This window comes from Paenibacillus taiwanensis DSM 18679, assembly GCF_000425125.1.
Taxonomy (GTDB): Bacteria; Bacillota; Bacilli; order Paenibacillales; family Paenibacillaceae; genus Paenibacillus_B; species Paenibacillus_B taiwanensis.
Genome location: NZ_AULE01000024.1, coordinates 305,075 through 320,767, shown reverse-complemented (window position 1 = coordinate 320,767; position 15,693 = coordinate 305,075). Strand labels below are relative to the sequence as shown.

Here is a 15,693-nt window from a genome sequence, read left to right as displayed (position 1 = left end):
GCTTTTCGGTAGGTTTTATCTGACTTGGAAGTTAAATCAAACTGGGCATCTGCTATACTTGTTCTTGTTTATGATTTCTGATCAGCGTGATAAGAGCCCTTTGCAGCATAGTATTTTTTGCGAAACTGCCCGTGTATTAAGGTGTGGGCTGTCAAGCCTGCGACCAATCCCCAAAATGCGCCGCCGACCCCAAGCAAGGTGACATTGGCAGCTGTCGCCAAAAAAGTAATAAGTGCAGTCTCACGGCCTTTTGGATCAGCCAGCGCATTAGCCAAGCTGCCCCCTATAGTACCAAGCAGCGCCAATCCTGCCAACGTTGCAATAAATGTAGCGGGAAGGATGAGGAACAGTGAAGCCAGCGTAACTCCAAATACCCCGACGATGATATAAAATAGACCACAGGCAATCCCCGCTAGGTAACGTTTGTTCGCATCTTCATGTGCGTCCTTTCCAGTACAAATCGCTGCCGTAATAGCCGCTACATTAAAAGCATGCGAACCGAATGGCGCTGCAAGCAGCGATCCCAGACCCGTTATAGTCAAAATGGGATTGGCGCTTGTCTGAAACCCGTCGTTACGAAGCACCAGCATCCCTGGCATATACTGTCCTGTCAACGTAATGATAAAAAGAGGTAATGCTACACCTAATAACGCGTGCAAAGAAAATTGTGGGACAACAAACATCGGCGAAGCAGCGGCCAGCTTAATAGTGCCGAAGTCAGCTTTCCCAGTCGTAATCAAATAAACGAGCCCGATCGCCAACATACCAATGATGGCATAACGTGATGTAAAACGCCGCAGCACCACATACACTGCAAACAATCCCACCACCAGCACAGGATCAACCTGTGCACCGCCGAATGCTGAGATGCCAAATTGAAGCAAAATACCTGCTAACAATCCAGAGGCAATGCCAGGCGGAATCATCCGTACGAAACGTTCAAACATGCCGGATAATCCCAATACGATAAACGCTAGCGCTGAGATCATATAAGCGCCAATTGCTTCTGCATATGGAGTTACCGCTAGCGCCGAGACAAGAAAAGCAACCCCGGGCGTTGACCACGCCGTAATAATGGGCGCTCGGTAGCGGTAGCTCAGCCATATTCCGGTAATTCCTACGCCAATCGATATGGACCAGATCCATGAAGCCGTCATTTCAGGGCTCAAACCTGCAACTTTTGCCGCCTGAAATACTAAAATAAATGTGCCGCCATAATTGACAATGACTGATATTAATGCTGCAATCGTAGTTGGTATCAAATCGCGGGCACGCAGCGATGGAAACGTTGAGTTCATATGTAATCTCCTGCCTCTCCTCTAGTCTTCATCATGTGCTTGTTCATTCCAGTAGTATCCGTCTGGGAGATAGCGCTGTCCAAACACGTTTGTCCCAACACGTATAATTGTGGCCCCTTCTTCAATAGCCACCCTAAAATCACCGGACATCCCCATCGAGAGCATATCCAACTCAACTCGTGCAATCTGCCTCTTTTTAATATCAGTTTGAATTTGCTTTAATAGCTGGAAGCAGTGTCGTGTCTCGTCATTGTTCGCGCCAAGCTTTCCGATCGTCATTAAACCTTTGATGTTTAGCGTTTCAAATTGGGACAATTGTTCGACCAGTTCCCATGCTGATTCCGGTGAAGCTCCAAATTTGCTTTCTTCGTATGACGTGTTAATTTGGACTAAAATATCGATAGTTTTGTTCTCTTTTAGTAGTTGCTGATGCAGCGCTTGGCCCAACCTCAAGCGGTCTACCGAGTGGATGAGCGTTACATACTTCACAACATCCTTAACCTTATTCGTTTGCAGGTGGCCAATAAAATGCCACTCCACCTGTTCATATTGCTGCATGAGTGGAAACTTGCTCCGCAACTCCTGCGCTTTATTTTCCCCAAACAAAGTTTCACCCGCTTGCATCGCCATTGTTAGTTTTTCAATGGGTACCGTTTTGGTCGCCAGCAACAATTTGACTTCTTCTGGCTGGCGTCCTGATGCTTGGCAAGCCAGTTTCATCTGTCGTCTGACCAGCTCGAGATTTTGTTTAATTAATTTCTCCATGCCCTTCCTTTTCCCCCTTTTTATTTGTCTGTTCTGTCTAGTGTCGGATTGTTAAACGAGCCGTGAATCGAAGCTTATATCCACCTGTTGCCTTATCAGATTGAATACCCTGCTAGTATAACAACAGTTGGATTGGTTATGTATATCCATAATGGTCATTATTAAGCAATCCATAATGGGATTGGAAACTTCATTTTTCGACTACGATAATTAAACATAAAAAAGACTGTTGAGACTATGCTCAACAGCCTATTTCACACAATCAATTGAAGTAATTTTCAAAGTACCATACTCCAAATGTAAATAAGATTCCTAGAATCAACAGTACCCCGTACAATGTTAGCAAAATAGTTAATAGTGCCTTCCCTATCCATTTTAGAGTTCGCATTTCATCTTCCCCTTCATATGTGAAATAGGTGAGCTGTGACCTTTGTTCGTACATATAGGATCTAACTTATCGATTAGCAAACCTTACATGAAGGCTGCTAGTGATCTAGCCTATTACATATCATTTTCTCCATTCTACGCGCTGTAACGATTATGGTTATGCTCTAGGAAGCTATGTACAATTGCCTTATTTGCCAATCACACCTCTTGCGAGGTTGGTTTTTATATAGATCAGGACATGAACCCCGACACCTCTCTCTCGAAGTTCAGGTCCCATTTCTTAATACCCTTGACAAACGTCTATCTCTACTATTCGCAAACAGACATTCGAAAGTTCCGGCGCAAGTGCAGTAAAAGTGGCCCCGCCAACGGTCTGATTTACAATTTGTAAAGTTTGAGCAACTGCACCTGTCCGAATCGTTACCGCAGCAGCAACACCTGCGTCACCCGCAACTAATATGCTGCAATCCTGACTATGAGGAATTTCGATATTATCTAGCAATAACGCCGTGCATACTTCGGCTGTAGTCCCTAGTGTAGGGATACCATTAGCGGAATAAATAATACGGTACGTTCGGTTAGCTGCAAGGATAACATCTGTGGAACCTGGTGTATGTGAAATGTCCGTACCATTAATGATTCGATTCGTATCAAGCGAGATAAGACCATTTTCGGCAACTACAATATCTGCCAGATTAGTAATAATGGCACTATTTGCTGGTAAGTCCACTCCCAATGCAACATCGAGATCACATAATAATAGGACTTCTGTATCTGTTACTTCATCTATCGTTTGCTGGACACCTGTATTAACGACAAGCAGGTCACTGATAGTTGAAGCTGGCGTTCCGCCTGGCAATGTTCCAACCGCTTGCTGTATAAGTTCTCCCTGCTCATTAATAATCTCAGCTAATTCTAATTCTTCCTGTGCAATCGTAAGTAATATATCTTCGTCCTGCTGAAGATGAATCGAATTAGGTGTCAAATTCGGCATATTAGAATCACTCATGCTATCCCCTCCCTTTCCTACTCTATAAATATAGTATGCTCAGAATAGAGAGAGGATTGGACACGCCATCTGATCTATTTCCAGGAAATAGAACCTAAATCTTCTCAAATAAGTAGATCGTATTTAGTGATCATTATATCCCTAATAAAGGAAATTACAATGCTCGATCATTCTCCATTGATTTCGTCATTCACAAAATCTTTGCATGCCGTTGACCTTCTGTTGATATACATACGGTAACGTTAGACGTAAAGAGATACCTCTCAGCACCGACCGCTTTTCAAGACAGAATAACGCCTTCTCTCCTCTGTCTCCCCACATTCGGTTCTGACCACCCACTTCAAGCAACACCTGTATACCTCACCAATACACCACCTTATGGAAAGGGGAATGACCCAATGAATCAAGTAGTACGTAAGCGCCCCGCACTGCTTATGCTTACTCTTGCTGTATCCCTCTTTATCTTGAGCCTTAGTCCTGTAGCAACTTCTGCAACTACGGCTTCACCACTACCTGCCACGCCTAACTATGAAGTGAAGCTGTTCCTCGATCCGAGCCTTGTGCTTGGTGCAGATTTCAACCTAAACAACACCGTACTTAACAAATTTGCAATGCCAAGCAGCAAAACTAAAATGAGTGTGCAGTACATGGACACAGATCAACTTCTGCTTGATGAGCAAGGCTGGAACGTAAGGGTCCGTAAAAAGGAAGGGTCCAAGGATAAGGAATTCGAACTCACCTATAAGAAACGTTATCCGATCACCAATGGGAATATTCAAGGTGCACTCGCTCAAGCTGCGCTCGATGGGTTTGATGCGAATGAAGATGATTATGAAGCACAGGTGGATTGGGGATACACTAAACAGACACTTAGCTTCAGCAACAATAAAAAGGTAAATAAGAGTGGATACAGCGGCATGGAGCTGCCTAACAAAGCAGATTCACGCACGTTGACGGTCAACAATGCACCTGGCAAGTTTAAAAACTGGACTTCAAGCAACTGGGGTACGACCCATCTTGCGGTCGCAGACAAATTCGGACCTGTTGATGCCAAACGTTGGACAGGAACATGGAACGGGAACAAACTGTACATTGAAGTATGGAAAATAATTAAAGAAAGTGGCGTCGGTTATGACTACGTGGTGGAAGCTTCTTTTAAGACAGACACACATGCTGAAGCCTCAACATTAAGAAGCCAACTCCAGCAAGAGCTGATCCAGCAAGGCTGGTTCCTGCCCATTGACGAGCTAAAGACGCAAATGATCCTTCATCGTTATTAATTTTTGCTACTAACGTTAATATAAAGGCACAGCCGCGAACCTCTTGTTCCAGGCTGTGTCTATTTATTGGGCGAGGAAAGAATAATAGCTGTATCTGATCTCGAATACTCGTGCTGCACAAAAAACCGAAGCGTTATCAGGCTAACGCTCCGGTTGGATAAGATAGATCATTTAGTTCATTCCATACAAATGTATATCCTCTTGCCGGCTTCCTCTATCACCTATTCAATCACTTGCGCCAGCTTCGTGAAGATTACACCCAAAGCATGTGCGCCCGCATCGGGATATCCCAGACTGCGTTCACCCACCGTTCCCGCTCTACCCATCCGGGCTACGATCGATTCCGTATGCTTAGCGCCTTGGACGGCTGCTTCCGCAGCTTTAACGGCAGCCAATTGGAGACTGTCGCCGTCTTCTGCACTGCGCCCCCATGCTTCTGCAAATGGAGCCAAGGCATCGATCAACGTCTTATCTCCTACAACAGCTCCACGTCCAAATGAACGTTCCCCTGTATCTTGAATGCCCTTCACTACAGCCGCCATCATACCAGCAAATTCAGCTACCGACAAGACGTTCTTGGCGCCAGCATATTTACTGGCAGCTCGGAATGCAGAACCCCAAATCGGGCCAGATGCACCCCCGCAGTGCTCCATAATGATCAGCGAGCAAGCATTCAGGAAGTCACCGATGTTTCCGGTGTGATATTGAGTGAGCTCCTTCCACTCTCGCTTCAACTGCTTAAATCCTTTAGCGACACTCATACCAAAGTCGCCGTCGCCTGCGTGCGAATCCAACTCGCAAAACGGGACTTCATTTTCAATAATAATCTCACTCATCTTGTCTGTCAGGAAAATCAGATTGTTAAGCGTGAACATATCGTGTTCTGTTTTGGCATACTTCTGATCCGTTTCACAGCGGTAGGACACGTCTTCCTTCTCTTCTGTGCTCGTATACACTTCTGCTACACGTGGTGGGGTGAACGGACCCGAAATTTGCAGCGCCGGCGTACTGCAGCTAGCCGCCAAATAATGTTTAAGCTGTTCATCTAGTCGAATAATTGACACCGATGCGCCCGCCATATCGATGCTAGTCATGTAGTTACCAACAAACATGTTTACGATGCTCACATCGTGTTGGTTTATCTCTTTAACAACCGCGTTAGCTAGTAAATACAATTCTTGCAGCGGTGATCCACCAAAGCCGTTAACTAATACTGCGATCTCTGAACCGTCGTTAATATTCATGTCACGGAATAGATCGGTTACCATCTTCTTGGCTAATTGATTCGCAGATACATTTTGCTCTCTGCGAATGCCTGGCTCGCCATGAATACCGACACCATATTCGATCTCATTGTCGTTTAGTTCGAATGTTGGTGTTCCTTTGGCGGGAACGGTGCACGAAGTCAATGCAAATCCGATACTACGTGTATGATCGATGGCGCGCTGTGCAATTTCCTTCACTTCTGCTAAAGTTTTGCCTTCTTCAGCGGCTGCACCAGCAATCTTATGCACAAGCACAGTTCCTGCAACACCTCTTCGACCAACGGTATACAGGCTGTCCTCTACTGCAATGTCATCATCCACTTTTACATAATCTACGTCGATGCCATCCTCACTTGCAAGATGCGCCGCATTTTTGAAGTTCATTATGTCGCCGCTGTAATTTTTAATGATAAGCAAAGTGCCTTGTTGACTAGCAGATGCTTTGATCGCTTGATAAACCTGAATCTGAGAAGGCGAAGCAAACACATCGCCGCAAACCGCAACATCTAGCATCCCTGTTCCAACAAATCCGGCATGTGCAGGTTCATGTCCACTGCCCCCACCGCTAATTAACGTCACTTTGTTACGATTGATTTCTTTTTTTTGAACAATTTTATATTTACTGTTAAATGTTAGTTCCGGATGTGCAAGCACAAGTCCACTACACATTTCCCGTACCAGTGTTTCCGGCTGATTAATAATTTTTTTCAAAGCACTCACCCTTTTAGTTTAAATTGCTGCCCTAGCTGATCTGCGACCCGAATTGCTGCCACTACTTGATCTTCATTAACCGGGAACGGCATAGAATGAATCGATTCTTCCGGTATGCAAGCTTTGCGGGCTACTTCACGCAGCTCGTCGTCTGTTACACTTGTCACGCCGATATCTGCAAGGCAGATCGGCAAGCCAACACTAAGACAAAATTGCAGCACTTGATTTATTTCCGCTGATGTCGCATTTTCAAGTACCAGTTGTACCAATGTCGTAAATGCGACTTTTTCTCCATGATAATACGAGTGGGTACCTTCAAGCGAAGTTAACCCGTTGTGAATAGCATGCGCAGCCGCCAGGCCACCACTCTCAAACCCTAAACCGGACAACAAAATATTCGTCTCGATAATATTTTCAAGCGCAGGTGTTACTAAGTTGGCATCACAGGCAATTTTCGCTTTAGCACCATCTTCCAACAGTGTCTCATAACACAGCTTGGCAAGGGCAAAAGCTGCCTTCGTTCCCTTCGCAGGACCTACTCCAGTGCTCGAACCACACGGCAGTCCTGCATTTACGTTTGAGTAAGAATGAGCCGTTGCTCGAGCCTCAAAGTATGTGGACAACGCATCACCCATACCAGCTACGAGAAAGCGTGTTGGCGCATTGGCGATTACAGTCGTATCAATCATAACGACACTTGGGCTTTGTTTGAAATAAGCATAATCGTCAAATTCACCTTCTGGAGAATACAAAACTGCCGAGTGACTTGTCGGTGCATCCGTCGCTGCAATTGTAGGTACGATAATTAACGCCTCGCCAGCGGCGACACATTTTGCTGTATCAATCGCTTTACCTCCGCCTAGACCTATCGTACAAGCGCAGTTATGCTCCTTTGCAAGCTGCTGCAAACGCTTAACTTCCTGACGTGAGCACTCCCCATTGAAACCGCTCTCAACAATAGTAACATGATAAGTATTCTTTGTATGTTCAAGCTGCTGCTTTACACGTTGTACATCATCAGCATGTGCAATTAGTAAGGCTGAATGACCAAACGTTTTGATGAAGTACCCTAAGTTTAATAGCTCATTTTCACCTTGTACATATTTGGCTGGACTTATAAACGCTTTTCTCATGTGCGTCATCCTCCTCTGTGTTCTTGTATCTCCATTATAGGGACGATGTAAGGGGATAGCATGGGACTATTCCTGCAAAATAAAGCGTTATTCCATCGTATTATTTTATCCTTATTTGACAAAATGGTACTATCTTGTCCTCTAATCCGATTATTATGTTATAATGACACGACTCGCGCTAAAGGAGCAAACGACTATGAGTTCTCATTTTCATCTGGATCATATTATAGATATGGAAAAGTGGCAAAAACTGCAAGATTCGCTATCCTTAGTTACCAAAATGGCCATCATTACAACCGACTATAAAGGCGTGCCTGTTACCGCGCACAGCCACTGCCAAAGCTTCTGTCAGGCCGTCCGCAAAGATGAAGCATTATCACCATACTGCCAAAAATGTGATGCTCGTGGCGGCTTGGAGGCGGTGCGACTCAATAAGCCCTATATTTATCTCTGTCATTTTAACATCGTTGATATAGCGATCCCGATTATAATCAACAATCAATATATGGGTGCCATTATGGCAGGCCAAGTAAAGCTGCGGGACAACCCGATGGAGTTAGAACAAATCGTGAACCGACCCACAAATGCCGATTCCCATCACAAATTTCGCAGTCTCGAACAAGATTACAGTTCACTCCCCTTACTGAGCTATGACGAAGTGAGCACGATATCGGAAATGCTGTACCATCTTTGCAATTACATTGTCGAAGAAGCCGTTCTAAAAAATTCAACCATTGAAATGTACCGGCAAACGTTACTCAACGACACGCCTTTAGCCGATTCATTAGCTGGACATTCGTATCGCAGCATCGTTACGATCAAAAATGAACTGGAGCATACTTTAATTGACAGTCAGATTGCGAAATTGTCGCTGCAACAAAAAAAATCCAGCAATGTGATGCTGCAACCGGCGTTTGATTATATGTACACGCACAAAAATGAAAACGTAAAGCTGACGGATATGGCCGCACTTTGCCATGTCAGCGCCAGCTATTTTAGTCGCATGTTTACGAAGGAGACTGGAGAAAATTTTTCGGTGTTTGTGCCAAGATTAAAGATGGAGTGGGCCAAACATATACTAGAGACTACAGATTTGCCCATATCGCAAATTAGCAATGAATTGGGGTTCAGCGAACCTAGCTACTTTATTAAAACGTTTAAAAAGTTTGAGCGTATAACCCCTTCTCGGTATCGCCAAGTTTATAAACGTTAGCGATAATATGTGAAATTTAAATATTTTAAGATCAAATCGCTCACTTACTCGTCCACATTTATAGTATAATTAACCAGGCATGATGACATACTATCATGTGGACATGCTGTCATTACCAGAATGAAGGAAACAAACAAAGGAGCGATGTAGATGTCAGTAGATGTGTATATTAATTTTAATGGAAACTGTCGGGAGGCCGTCACATTTTATGCAGATGTGTTTGAGACGGAGCAACCTCAATTTATGACCTTCGGTGAGGCACCTCAGAACCCAGAATACCCGCTCCCGGAAGCAGCTAAGCATCTTATCATGCATACAAGACTCTCCATCAGCGGAAGCAATGTCATGTTCTCCGACGTTTTTCCGGATATGCCCTTTGTTGAAGGAAACAATATAAGTCTTGCACTTGTCTCGCAAGAAGAAGAAAAGCTAAGAGCTTATTTTAACAAGTTAAAGGAAGGCGGTTCTGTAAGAATGGAACTGCAAGAAACGTTTTGGAGTAAATGTTACGGCAGTGTAGTCGACAAATATGGCATCGAATGGCAAGTAAACTGTATGAGCGAAGAAGATTGCGGGTAACCCAAATAAATGAACGACAAGGATATGGACGATCTCACAAGAGGTCATCTATATCCTTTTTATGTTGGCGCTGTTTGCAGCGAAAGCGACGAGGGATCATACGAATCATACGGCAACAGGTATCCGATGTATGGCTTAACAAATCTCCTATTGCATAGTTAAAAGAGAAGTGCTAAACTCATCTTAAACAACGTTTTAAACATTGTTTAAATTACATAAAGGAGGCTTTTTATGGTCCAATCCGATCCTAGCAACGATACAAAAGCCAAAATATTGGCGACCGCTCTCGACATGATCAAGGAGGACGGCTTCGAAAGCATCACAATCCGCAAAATCGCGGCAAGGTCTGATACAAACATTTCACTCGTTAATTATTACTTTGGCTCGAAGGATAAGCTTATTAATGAAGTAATCAAGCATTTGTTATCGGGATTTCAAGAGTCGTTTGAATTACTGGACGATTTGTCTATGGCACCTTCGCAACGACTCAAGTCGTTTCTGCTCCATTATGTACAAGTTATTCAACAGTATCCGGAACTTGTAGCTCGCACAATTGCTATGGGCACCAGAATGTTTACCTCACAGGTGGAATATGGCGAGTTTCTACAGGCTACCGGCTTTGACAAAGTACAGCATGTGTTGTCTGAAATGACGGATGAACGACAGCCTGACCAACTCATGACGATGCTGATGCAAGTGTTTGGTGCCATTTTTTTGCCCGCACTCATGCGGCCTATTCTGGAAGGCGGAGCTGGCGTGAAGATGGGGGCAACTGAGCAGCAGATTGATTTGTTGTTTGAACGCTATTTTAACAACCACAATCACTAGGCGTAGAGGAGAGAGTTACGATGAACTTCTTGCGAAAATACTGGTCTGATCTAGGTATGCTTATCGGCGTTATCGTATGTGTGAGCTTGGGTGTATACGGCAATAGCATGTCTGAATTAAGCATTTTGTTGTGGCTCAGCTTTGTAGCTATTCTTGTGCATCAATATGAAGAGTATCGTTGGCCAGGTTACTTTGCAGGGCTATTTAATGTCGTTATTTTTAAGAGTGACCGTCCAGATCGATATCCGCTTAATACCCAATCTGCCATGATCATTAATTTGATTATTGCTTACGTATTCTATCTTCTGCCCGTCTTTTTTCCTAACGTCATTTGGCTTGCACTTGCTCCTATCTTCATGGGATTTTTCCAATTTATATGGCATGGCATCTTCGCCAATATGAAAACCAAAACCATCTATAATCCAGGCTTATTTGCAGTTGTTACACTTCATTTACCCATTGGTGGATGGTATATCTATCATATCGTGACCTATCAGCTAGTAAATACGCTGGATTGGATTCTCGGCACCATATACTTTTTTGTAGCAGTCTATATTTTGATTATTAAAGGTAACATGTGGTTAAAAGATAAAAACTCACAGCACAGCTTTTCTGATAAGCAGTTAGGCCCGTACAAGTCTAAAACCATATAAGTTTCAGGAAAGTAACCTTGCCAGTATATTTCATGTCGAAGGGACATTGCCACCGTCGATAGAGCGATGCTCCTTTGACATGCAAGGTTTTATTTTGAAGACCGAATTCCCATTAAATTTATGAACAATTTAGTTCTAATCCGTAATCCGCTTTGCGTATACGTATTATTGCAGTCCAATGAAGGCTGTTCATTATTTAGAGCCGCAAAGTTTATACGTTATCAATTAATAAAAATGATGATGTATTAAATTTTGTTAAAATCTTTAGTTCACACAACGTTCACAATTTGAGATATGATAAGGACAAGTCATCTTCCCTCTTCCAACTTCATCCGTTATGAACACCACTCCAGTTATCTGTTATCAACTAGTCATTTCCCAGCTGATTTATCGACAACACACCTAATGTTTTCGATCTCACCTCGTATATGAGCTCATATGAGTTTATATAAATCTAGTCCTAGAAAGGAGTGTTCCTTGCCGCTTGAAGATCATAATGTTATCGCTTTAATAACACATGTATGGAAAGGAGGTTATAACGTCCATTTTCTGAAGCTCATTATCGAATTTTATAGATTGTCATTTTCCCAAATCTGAGGAGGTTAATGATATGAATCAACTTCGATTGTCGAACCAAGTGATGACCAAGCTATTGATGGCGTGTGGCGTGATGTTTATTGCTGCTATATGTATGGTACTTTTTTCAGATAAAGCATTTGGGCACGGATATATAGAGGGGCCAGCCAGTCGTGCCGCTTTATGTAAATTAGGTCAGAACACAGATTGCGGCGCTATCATTTATGAACCACAAAGCTTGGAAGCCCCTAAAGGCTTCCCTAACGCAGGCCCTGCGGACGGGAAGATTGCAAGCGCTAACGGTGCATTCCCTAAGCTAGATGAGCAATCTGCTACACGTTGGACGAAAGTGAACATTAGCGGTGGCCAGACTACTTTTAATTGGAAGCTGACAGCTGCTCATGCCACAACGAGTTGGAAATACTATATTACAAAGCCTAATTGGAACCCTAATTCAGCACTTACGCGCGCTTCCTTTGACCTTACCCCGTTCTGCTCTGTTAATTATGGCGGCGCACGACCTCCATTTACGTATTCCGATACGTGCAACGTGCCTACAGATCGTTCTGGCTATCATGTCATCTTAGCTGTGTGGGAAATCGCGGATACAGGAAATGCGTTTTATAATGTCATTGATGTGAACTTTGGCGGCAGCAACCCTACTGATCCCCAAGCACCAACTGCTCCCTCTGCTCTTAACTCTACTGCCATCACATCAACTTCAGTATCATTGGCTTGGAACGCGTCTACCGATAATGTAGGCGTAACAGGATACTACATCTATAACGGCAGTACCCTTGTTGCTGCTGTGACTGGATCGACATTAAACTACACCGTAACCGGACTTATTTCCAACACCGCTTATACGTTCTCTGTCAAAGCCTTTGATGCGGCTGGCAACATATCGGCTGCAAGCAATGCCATTACTGTCACTACGCCACCCGTTCCAGTAGATACGCAAGCACCAACTGTGCCAACCGGCTTACACGTGATGGGCACACCAACGTCTACTAGTGTATCGTTAATGTGGAGTGCATCTACTGACAATGTTGGCGTAGCAGGTTACCGTGTATATCAAGGAACCACCTTAGTGGGGACTGTATCCGGCGCAACAACGACTAGTTACGTCGTGACAGGTTTAAGCGCCAACACGACTTACACGTTTACGGTGCGTGCATTTGACGCAGCTAATAACGTATCCGCAGACAGCAATGCCATTAGCGCTACAACTGCCGCTACACCTACTGTTCCTGCGTGGGCACCTAATACGACATATACCGTCGGCACAAAAGTTAGCTACAATGGTAACGTATATGAGTGCCGTCAGCCGCACACTTCATTACTTGGTTGGGAACCAAGCAATGTACCTGCTTTGTGGCAGCTGAAATAAATTCATTATTTTGACCCCATCCACAATAATACGCTAGGGGCATAGCCCCTAGCGTATTATTGATTAGGCATTGCATATATATCCAGCTTTGCACCCGTCTTGAAATCAAAAAAATGATAAAAATATCGGCTAATACCATTTTCATCCGGACGTCGTACCTGAGCCTGCCATACAAATGTTTGTTCGCCCTTATCGTTAGCTTTCACGCCAGGAATAACACGTTCAAGATGAATGCCTGCATATTCCGTCTGAAGCATTTCCGTAATTTGCGCCTTCGAGACACCATCTGCTGCCTTCATCACCGTTACAGGGTCTGTATCCTTAGCACCTACCCATACCATCTGTATAGCATCGGTTTGGTCTTTTCCTGTTACGATATAATAAACGTTATCCCATATGGACTTGTCTATATGGATAATTTCTTTCAGTGCAATGGCTTTATGGGCACGCTGAATGATCTCTGCTTCTTTCGTATGCTCAATATCGGTTACCGACATCAAATATCGAACAGTTAAAAATCCTACCAACACTATGACAAAAGATACGGCTAATATCCACAACCTCATCCGGCTGTGCCGCCTCGCTCGAGTTCTGGCCATCTTCGCCTCCTACGTCTATCGGCTAAGCAAGCCTTCAAAGCATTGCGAAGCTTCATAACGAATTTGTTCTTCATCAAGCGTTGTGCAATTGCCATCCTTGACCACTTGTTTGCCGTCTACCCATACATGCTTAACGTCTTGCCCTGATGCGGAATACACCATGTGTGATACGAGATCGGTATGTGGCAGTAAATGCGGCTGATCTATGTTCACTGCCACAAAATCGGCCTTCATGCCCACTTCCAGGAGTCCGACATCGTGCAGGCCAATCATACGCGCCCCGTTAATAGTAGCCATCCGCATCGCCTCAGCAGCAGGAACCGCTGTTGGATCACCTGACACTCCTTTATGGATCATAGCGGCTAACCGCATTTCCTGAAACATATCCAGGTTGTTGTTGCTTGCCGCACCGTCTGTACCAAGTGAAACATTAACACCGGCACGTTGAAGATCTACTACTCTTGCAATGCCGCTCGCCAGCTTCAAGTTGCTAGCAGGGTTATGAGATACACCAACACGATGACGTGCAAGCACTTCAATTTCTTCATCTGTTAAATGAACACCATGAGCTACAAAGGATGGGCGGCTAAAGAAGCCCAACTTCTCAAGGTGAGCTACAGGGCGCAGACCGTAATCTTTAACGTTTTGCTCTACCTCTGCACGAGTTTCGGACATATGAGTATGCAGCATCAGATCCATATCATGTGCGGCCTGCACAAACTTCTCAATGAAGGCTGGCGGACACGTATAAGGAGCATGCGGAGCTAGCATTGTCGTAATACGACCTTCTGCCTGACCATTCCAATCTTGCGCAAATAGGACCGCTTCCTTCAACTTCATCTGCTGTACTTCGTCACTGCACAAGCCGATAGCTCCACGCATTAGTGCTGCACGAATTCCGGCCTGCTCACTTACCTTTGCTACTTCATTCATATGATCGTACATATCTACAAAAGTAGTCGTACCACCCTTTAACATTTCAAGCACTGCCAAGGAAGTCCCCCAGTATACATCCTGATCCGTAAACTTGCCTTCCATTGGCCACATTTTCTCTTCCAGCCATCTTTGGAGTACCATATCGTCTCCATAACCACGAAGCAGCGTCATAGCAGCATGCCCATGTGTATTAACAAGACCAGGCATAAAAAATAGCCCGTTACCATCCAAAATCTGTGCATCAGCTTGATGATATTGTTCAGGCAAATCTGCGCCAATATGCTTGATTCGACCATCTTCAACTACCATGTAGCCTTTGAGGGTTGAACTAGTCGCATCAGGCTGCAATTGTGCAAATAAACCGTTACGTACGATTAATGTTGTCGTCATGTGTCACTAGGTCCTTTCCTTCTTCATCATCTTGTAAATAATACGCTAGACTAAACAGGTCCGTCGTGAAGTCTGCCGTATGCACACGGATATGCGCTGGAACTTTTAAAATGACAGGTGCAAAGTTCAAAATCGCCTCCACACCTGCTTCAACGAACTGATCTGCAACTTGCTGTGCTTCCAATGCGGGTACCGTAATAATCCCGATGCGAATGCGATTGTTGATCACAGTAGATTGTAACTCTTCCATTGGTTGAACACGTAAATTGTTAATCGTCGTATTTATTTTAGACGGCTGCGCATCAAATACGGCTACAATTTTCATATTATCATTTAAATATACGGTGTAATTACATAAGGCATGACCGAGCTTACCAGCACCAACCAAACCTACGTGCACTTTCTGATCCAGCTTTAAAATATGTTTAATTTGCTCAATCAGGTAAGACACATCATAACCGATCCCTTTTCGTCCGAAATCACCAAAATAAGCTAAATCTTTACGAATCTGGGCTGGATTTAAATCCAGCTTCTGCCCAAGATCCTGCGAGGATACCGTTAGCACCTCACGTTGCTTTAATTCCAACAGGTGACGCAGGTAAATCGGTAGTCGACGAACGACTGCTTCTGATATTTTTAACGTCTTCATCGATAGAGCCCCCTCTCAATAGTTGAAATCCA

The 15,693-nt window shown here is 44.1% G+C and carries 14 protein-coding genes; 6 read left to right on the top strand and 8 right to left on the bottom strand.

The features are described from left to right. Positions 1 to 68 precede the first annotated feature (68 nt). From H509_RS24400 to H509_RS28145, 3 genes are all read right to left on the bottom strand, one after another. Entirely contained in the window at positions 69 to 1,298 is a 1,230-nt protein-coding gene (locus H509_RS24400) for a benzoate/H(+) symporter BenE family transporter (RefSeq protein WP_036696356.1), read from the bottom strand. Positions 1,299 to 1,319: 21 nt separating this feature from the next. Continuing rightward, a complete protein-coding gene (locus H509_RS0106065) occupies positions 1,320 to 2,063 on the bottom strand; it encodes a YggS family pyridoxal phosphate-dependent enzyme (protein WP_028544304.1) in 744 nt (247 codons plus the stop codon). A gap of 667 nt (positions 2,064 to 2,730) precedes the next feature. After that, positions 2,731 to 3,459: an alpha-helical endospore appendage domain-containing protein gene (locus tag H509_RS28145; protein WP_211234309.1), complete on the bottom strand. Its 729-nt coding sequence runs from the start codon at positions 3,457 to 3,459 to the stop codon at positions 2,731 to 2,733. 398 nt (positions 3,460 to 3,857) lie between these two features. Here H509_RS28145 and H509_RS0106050 point away from each other — a divergent pair, with 398 nt between their 5' ends. After that, a complete protein-coding gene (locus H509_RS0106050) occupies positions 3,858 to 4,739 on the top strand; it encodes a hypothetical protein (protein WP_028544303.1) in 882 nt (293 codons plus the stop codon). Between the two features lie 221 nt (positions 4,740 to 4,960). On the opposite strand, the gene dhaK is transcribed toward H509_RS0106050, so the two are convergent. Next, positions 4,961 to 6,715: a dihydroxyacetone kinase subunit DhaK gene (dhaK, locus tag H509_RS27105; protein WP_028544302.1), complete on the bottom strand. Its 1,755-nt coding sequence runs from the start codon at positions 6,713 to 6,715 to the stop codon at positions 4,961 to 4,963. A gap of 5 nt (positions 6,716 to 6,720) precedes the next feature. Next, positions 6,721 to 7,848: a glycerol dehydrogenase gene (locus H509_RS0106040; RefSeq protein ID WP_028544301.1), complete on the bottom strand. Its 1,128-nt coding sequence runs from the start codon at positions 7,846 to 7,848 to the stop codon at positions 6,721 to 6,723. A gap of 196 nt (positions 7,849 to 8,044) precedes the next feature. Between H509_RS0106040 and H509_RS0106035 the strand changes: the two genes are divergently transcribed. The 5 genes from H509_RS0106035 to H509_RS0106015 all read left to right on the top strand — a co-directional run bounded on the left by H509_RS0106035 (position 8,045) and on the right by H509_RS0106015 (position 13,087). After that, on the top strand, positions 8,045 to 9,061 hold the full coding sequence (locus H509_RS0106035; RefSeq protein WP_028544300.1) for a PocR ligand-binding domain-containing protein: 1,017 nt from the start codon (positions 8,045 to 8,047) through the stop codon (positions 9,059 to 9,061). 150 nt (positions 9,062 to 9,211) lie between these two features. Then, positions 9,212 to 9,640, top strand: coding sequence for a VOC family protein (locus tag H509_RS0106030; protein ID WP_028544299.1), 429 nt, complete (start codon positions 9,212 to 9,214; stop codon positions 9,638 to 9,640). A 231-nt stretch (positions 9,641 to 9,871) separates the two neighbouring features. Then, positions 9,872 to 10,468 carry a TetR/AcrR family transcriptional regulator gene (locus H509_RS0106025; protein ID WP_028544298.1) on the top strand — a complete coding sequence of 199 codons (597 nt, stop codon included), beginning with the start codon at positions 9,872 to 9,874 and terminating at the stop codon, positions 10,466 to 10,468. Positions 10,469 to 10,488: 20 nt separating this feature from the next. Then, positions 10,489 to 11,121: an HXXEE domain-containing protein gene (locus tag H509_RS0106020; RefSeq protein ID WP_028544297.1), complete on the top strand. Its 633-nt coding sequence runs from the start codon at positions 10,489 to 10,491 to the stop codon at positions 11,119 to 11,121. A gap of 610 nt (positions 11,122 to 11,731) precedes the next feature. Then, complete coding sequence (locus tag H509_RS0106015; protein WP_028544296.1) at positions 11,732 to 13,087, top strand: lytic polysaccharide monooxygenase; 1,356 nt, start codon at positions 11,732 to 11,734, stop codon at positions 13,085 to 13,087. 56 nt (positions 13,088 to 13,143) lie between these two features. On the opposite strand, the gene H509_RS0106010 is transcribed toward H509_RS0106015, so the two are convergent. The 3 genes from H509_RS0106010 to H509_RS0106000 are packed head-to-tail and all read right to left on the bottom strand — an operon-like array spanning position 13,144 to position 15,661. Beyond that, entirely contained in the window at positions 13,144 to 13,686 is a 543-nt protein-coding gene (locus H509_RS0106010) for a hypothetical protein (protein WP_028544295.1), read from the bottom strand. 15 nt (positions 13,687 to 13,701) lie between these two features. Then, positions 13,702 to 15,012, bottom strand: coding sequence for an amidohydrolase (locus H509_RS0106005; RefSeq protein WP_028544294.1), 1,311 nt, complete (start codon positions 15,010 to 15,012; stop codon positions 13,702 to 13,704). Further along, positions 14,987 to 15,661, bottom strand: coding sequence for a redox-sensing transcriptional repressor Rex (locus H509_RS0106000; protein WP_028544293.1), 675 nt, complete (start codon positions 15,659 to 15,661; stop codon positions 14,987 to 14,989). The genes H509_RS0106005 and H509_RS0106000 overlap by 26 nt, the downstream gene beginning before the upstream one ends. Between the last annotated feature and the right edge of the window lie 32 nt (positions 15,662 to 15,693).